The sequence below is a fragment of the Acidovorax delafieldii 2AN genome (assembly GCF_000175235.1).
GTDB lineage: Bacteria > Pseudomonadota > Gammaproteobacteria > Burkholderiales > Burkholderiaceae_C > Acidovorax > Acidovorax delafieldii_B.
In genome coordinates, this window is the sequence record NZ_ACQT01000233.1 from 1 (window position 1) to 5480 (window position 5480).

Genomic DNA, 5480 nt, shown 5'->3' on the forward strand with positions numbered 1-5480 from the left:
TTCGCCGATGTGCTGCGCCGCTCCCAGCGCGCGCTGGCCGAGTGCCGCATCGACGGCCTGGCGACCAACGTCGCGCTGTTGCAGGCCCTGGCCGAGCGGCCCGAGATGGGCACGCAGCAGGTGCACACACGCTGGGTGGAGGAGGTGCTGCCCGCGCTGCTTGATGCTTCCAAAACCATAGCTGCCAGCGCGCATCCGGAAAGCGCAGAAGGCCAGAACCCTTCAGAAAACACCGCCACGCCGGAGGGCGCTGATCCGCACGCTGTGCGCGCCCCCATGCCCGCGCGCCTGGTGCAGTACGCCGTGGCCGAGGGCGACGTGGTGGCGGCGGGCGCCGAGCTCGCCGTGCTCGAATCCATGAAGATGGAACACGTGCTGCTCGCGCCGCACGCGGGCCGCGTGCTGGACCTCGCCGCCGCGCCCGGTGCCTACGTGGCGCAGGGCCACAAACTGCTGGCGCTCGAACCCGTGCACGACACCGCGTTGGACGCTGCCGGGCCGAGGAGGCCACAGGACCCCCGGCCACATCCGCGCCGACCTGCAGCGCGTGATCGACCGCCACGCCTTCACGCTCGACGCGAACCGCCCGGCCGCCGTGGCCAAGCGCCATGCCCTGGGCCAGCGCACGGCGCGCGAGAACATCGCCGACCTGTGTGACGCAGGCTCCTTCATCGAATACGGCCAGCTCGCCGTGGCCGCGCAGGCGCGCCGGCGCAGCATGGAGGACCTCATCGCCAACACCCCGGCCGACGGCATGGTGACAGGCATCGGCGCCGTCAACGGCGCGCAGTGCGGCGAAGAAAAAGCGCGCACCGTGGTCATGGCCTACGACGCCACCGTGCTTGCCGGCACCCAGGGCGCACGCAACCACGCCAAGACCGACCGCATGCTGGGCATCGCGCTCGACCAGCAGTTGCCCGTGGTGGTGCTCGCCGAGGGCGGTGGCGGGCGGCCCGGCGACACCGACATCCCCGTCGTCGCGGGCCTGCATGTGCACACCTTCGCCAGCCATGCCGCGCTCTCGGGCCAGGTGCCCGTGGTCGGCATCGCGGCGGGGCGCTGCTTCGCCGGCAACGCCGCGCTGCTGGGCTGCTGCGACGCCATCATCGCCACGCGCGCCAGCAACATCGGCATGGGCGGGCCGGCCATGATCGAAGGCGGCGGCCTGGGCGTGTTCAAGCCCGAGCAGATTGGCCCGAGCGCCGTGCAGCACGCCAACGGCGTGATTGATTTACTCGTCGAAAACGAACAAGAGGCCGTGCATGCCGCGCGCCACTACCTGTCGTTCTTCCAGGGGCGTTTCTCGCAATGGACCGCTCCCGATCAGCGCACCTTGCGCGCCGTGGTGCCCGAGAACCGCCTGCGCGTGTACGACACCCGCGCCGCCATGGCGGGCCTGGTGGACGAGGGCAGCCTGCTGATGCTGCGCACGGGTTTTGGCGCCGGCATCCACACGGCCCTGGCGCGCATCGAGGGCCGGCCCGTGGGCCTGATCGCCAACAACCCGCTGCACCTGGGCGGTGCCATCGACGCGCCGGCCGCCGACAAGGCCGCGCGCTTTATGCAGCTGTGCAACGCGCACGGCCTGCCGCTCGTGAGCCTGATCGACACGCCCGGCTTCATGGTGGGCCCCGAGGTTGAGCAGACGGCGCAGGTGCGCCATGTCAGCCGCCTGTTCGTCACCGCCGCGCACCTGCGCGTGCCGTTCTTCGGTGTGGTGCTGCGCAAGGGCTACGGCCTGGGCGCCATGGGCATGGCGGCCGGGGGCTTCCATGCGCCGGTGTTCACCATCGCCTGGCCCACGGGCGAGTTCGGCGCCATGGGGCTGGAGGGCGCGGTGCGTCTGGGCTTCCGCAAGGAGCTGGAGGCCCTGCCCGAAGGCGCCGAGCGCGACGCGCTGTTCCAGAAACTCGTGGCCAAGTCCTACGCCAATGGCGAGGCCATGCACATGGCCGCCACGCTGGAGATCGATGCCGTCATCGACCCGGCGGAAACGCGCGCCTGGCTGGCGCGCGGCCTGGCCTCGGCGCGCGTGGGCGCGCTGGGCGCGCGCTTCGTCGATACCTGGTAACCGTGGGTTGCAAGCGGCCCCGGCAAGGCCTCGGCGGGCGCAGGGGCGTGGTCAGCAGGCGCAGCAGGCCGTGCTAAGCTGAAATGCGTGTTACACGCCGCCCCCGGCTGACCCGCTGGTGGCGGCCCTTACGGCCCCTACCAACGGAGTACCCCCATGCCCGGCCTTCTGCCCGACATCGATCCTGACGGCTTGCTCGAATTCTCGGTGGTCTACACCGATCGCGCGCTCAACCACATGTCCAAGCGCTTTACCGGCGTGATGCAGGACATTCTTTCCACATTGAAAGAAGTTTACGGCGCGCACACCGCCGTGCTGGTGCCCGGCAGCGGTACCTTCGGCATGGAAGCCGTGGCGCGCCAGTTCGCCAACCAGCAGAAGGTGCTGATCGTGCGCAACGGCTGGTTCAGCTACCGCTGGAGCCAGATTTTCGATGCCGACAAAGGCCTGGGCGGCGGCGCCGTGGTCTGCAAGGCGCGCCAGCAGGGCAGCGGCCCACAGGCACCCTGGGCGCCCGCACCCGCCGAGGAGGTGGCTGCCGCCATCCGCGCTGAAAAACCCAAGGTGGTGTTCGCACCCCATGTGGAAACGGCCAGCGGCATCATTCTTTCGGACGACTACCTGCGCACGCTGACGGCCGCAGCGCACGAAGTGGGCGCGCTGTTCGTGCTCGATTGCGTGGCCTCGGGCGCCATGTGGGTGGACATGCAGGCCACCGGCGTGGATGTGCTGATTTCTGCACCGCAAAAGGGCTGGAGCGGCTCGCCCTGCTGCGCCATGGTGATGCTGAGCGAGCGCGCCCGCCAGGCCATCGATGGCACGCAGAGCAGCAGCTTCTCGTGCGACCTGAAGAAGTGGATGCAGATCGCCGAGGGCTACGAGAAAGGCCAGCACGCCTACCACACGACCATGCCCACCGATGCGCTGGTGCGCCTGCGCGAGGTGATGCTGGAAACCCGCGCATACGGTTTCGAGAAGGTGCGCCAGGAGCAGATCGAACTTGGCGCAAAGGTGCGCGCGCTGCTCGAATCGCGCGGCTTCCCCAGCGTGGCCGCCGAGGGCTGGAAGGCGCCCGGCGTGGTCGTGAGCTACACCACCGACCCCGGCATCCAGAACGCCAGCAAGTTCGCCGCCGTGGGCCTGCAGACGGCTTCGGGCGTGCCGCTGCAATGCGACGAGGGGCCGGACTTCAAGAGCTTCCGCATCGGCCTGTTCGGGCTGGAGAAATGGCACAACGTGGAACGCACCGTGGGCCACCTGGCCACGGCGCTCGACGCCATGGGGGTGAAGGGCTGAGCCATGGGCGCTGCGCCCGTGCGCGCCGCGCTGGGGTGGTGCCGCCGCCAGGGGCGACTGGCCGGGGATGCCCTGTTGCGCTGCTGCAGCAGCGCGCAGCGGACCGTTGAGATGCTCTTGAAACCATAGCGGTTTGCGCTTGCGGGATGTGCGCCAGAGGGCAAAATGTCTTCGGTCAGCTCCCCGGGGCACGCGCTGACACCGGTGGGCGGCCTGCCGTGCTAGCGTGGCAGCCTGATCGGCCATCAAACCCAGGAGTGCCTTCGGTATGACCGCGCAAGCCCTTGCCCTGAAACGCGCCAAACGCCAGGCCCTGGCGCTGTTGCTGCTGGTCACGACCGTGTTCATTGCCACCTGTCTGCTGCCGCGCAGCCTGGGCGTGGATGCGCTCAAGGCGGTGGCCGAGGCCGCCATGGTGGGGGCCCTGGCCGACTGGTTTGCCGTGGTGGCGCTGTTCCGGCGGCCGCTCGGGTTGCCCATTCCGCACACCGCCGTCATCCCTCGCAACAAGGACCGCATCGGCGAGAACCTGGCCACCTTTGTACGCGACCGCTTTCTCGACCCGCCCTCGCTGGTGGCGCTGATCCGGCGCCACGATCCGGCCCTGCGGCTGGCCCAGTGGCTCGGGGATGCGGGCAATGCCGGGCTGCTGGGGCAGCAGGCGGCGCGGCTGCTCAGCGCCGCGCTTGATGCGGTGCAGGATGCGCCGATGGAGCGTTTCATCCGCAAGGCTGCGCGCACCCTCATCGGGCGCATCGATCTGTCGGGCACTCTGGCCACGGTGCTGGGTGCCCTCACACACGAGGGGCGGCACCAGGCACTGCTCGACGAGGCGCTGGGCCGCCTGATTCCGGCGTTGCAGGAAGAGGGGACACGCCAGCTGATTGCCACCACCATCGTGCAGTGGCTCAAGAAGGAACACCCGCTCAAGGAAAAGATGCTGCCCACCGACTGGCTGGGCGACAAAGGGTCGGCCATGATCGCCAATGCGCTCGAAGCCCTGCTGGCCGACGTGGCGCAGAACCCGCAGCACCAGTTGCGAGAGCAGTTCGACCTGGCCGTGCAGCGGCTGGCGCTGCGGCTACAGACCGATCCGCAATGGGCGCGCAAAGGCGAGGAGATCCGGCGCTACCTGCAGACCAACGCCACCCTGGGCCGCTATGTGCGGGATCTGTGGCAGGGCATGCGCGTGGCCGTGCAGCGCGACCTGGCCGATGAAAACTCGGCCGTGGCGCGCAATGTGCAGGCCATGGGAGCGTGGCTGGGCCGCTCGCTGACGGGCGATGCGGCGCTGCGCCAGTCGCTCAACGCGCGGCTGGAAAGCTGGGTGCAGGGCCTGGCGCCCGATGTGGCGCAGTTTGCCGCGCAGCACATCCAGGACACGGTGCAGCGCTGGGACGCGCAGGAGCTCTCACACCTCATCGAGCTGAACATCGGCAAGGATCTGCAGTACATCCGCGTCAACGGCACGGTGGTGGGTGGGCTGATCGGGCTGGCGCTGTTTGCCGTGTCGCACGTGGCCGAATGGGGGCGGGTGCTGGTGCCCTGATACGCATCCTGGCCACCGTTCGGCCGCTGTGGAAACGCCAGCCGCCGCAGCGCTGAATTCGGTTTGCCCTCAGGCGCAGAAGATGCAACTCCGCAGGAAGGCCTGCAATAGCCAAGGCCGCCAGCGATGTGCCGGGCTGCGGCTGCCAGGCTGCCTGCCTACACATCGCATCGCGCGCTTGCGGGCCGGGCGCCTTGCAATGCGTGGAGCGGGGCTCAGAACAACCGGAACGCCAGCGGCATCAACAAGGCCGCCAGTACCACCTGCAGGCCCAGTGCCAAGCCCGCATAGGCGCCCGCATCGGCATCGGATTGCAATGCCTGGGCCGCGCCGATGCCGTGCGAGGCCGTGCCCAGCGCGAAGCCGCGCGCCATCATCCCCGGGCCGTCGGTGCCCACGCGCAGCAGGTCGAACAGGAACTTGCCCGACAGCGCGCCCACCATGCCCGTGAGCACGGCAAACACGGCCGCCAGCGCCGGCACGCCGCCGATCTGCGCCGCCACGCCCATGGCGACGGGGGCGGTGACCGATTTGGGGGCCAGTGACAGCAGCACGTCCGCCGGC

General features: G+C 69.6%; 3 protein-coding genes and 1 pseudogene. 3 read left to right on the forward strand and 1 reads right to left on the reverse strand.

Annotated features, from left to right (window positions below; genetic code table 11):
* The 3 genes and pseudogenes from ACDELDRAFT_RS18485 to ACDELDRAFT_RS18495 all read left to right on the forward strand — a co-directional run.
* Nucleotides 1–2071 (forward strand): annotated as a pseudogene (locus ACDELDRAFT_RS18485) (carboxyl transferase domain-containing protein); the annotation flags it as partial.
* 156 nt (nucleotides 2072–2227) lie between these two features.
* Nucleotides 2228–3367, forward strand: coding sequence for an aminotransferase class V-fold PLP-dependent enzyme (locus ACDELDRAFT_RS18490; RefSeq protein WP_005799529.1), 1140 nt, complete (start codon nucleotides 2228–2230; stop codon nucleotides 3365–3367).
* Nucleotides 3368–3635: 268 nt separating this feature from the next.
* Nucleotides 3636–4916 carry a DUF445 domain-containing protein gene (locus ACDELDRAFT_RS18495; RefSeq protein WP_005799530.1) on the forward strand — a complete coding sequence of 427 codons (1281 nt, stop codon included), beginning with the start codon at nucleotides 3636–3638 and terminating at the stop codon, nucleotides 4914–4916.
* A gap of 215 nt (nucleotides 4917–5131) precedes the next feature.
* Here ACDELDRAFT_RS18495 and ACDELDRAFT_RS18500 read toward each other — a convergent pair.
* A partial coding sequence (locus ACDELDRAFT_RS18500; RefSeq protein WP_005799531.1) for an LrgB family protein occupies nucleotides 5132–5480 on the reverse strand: 349 nt, incomplete at its 5' end.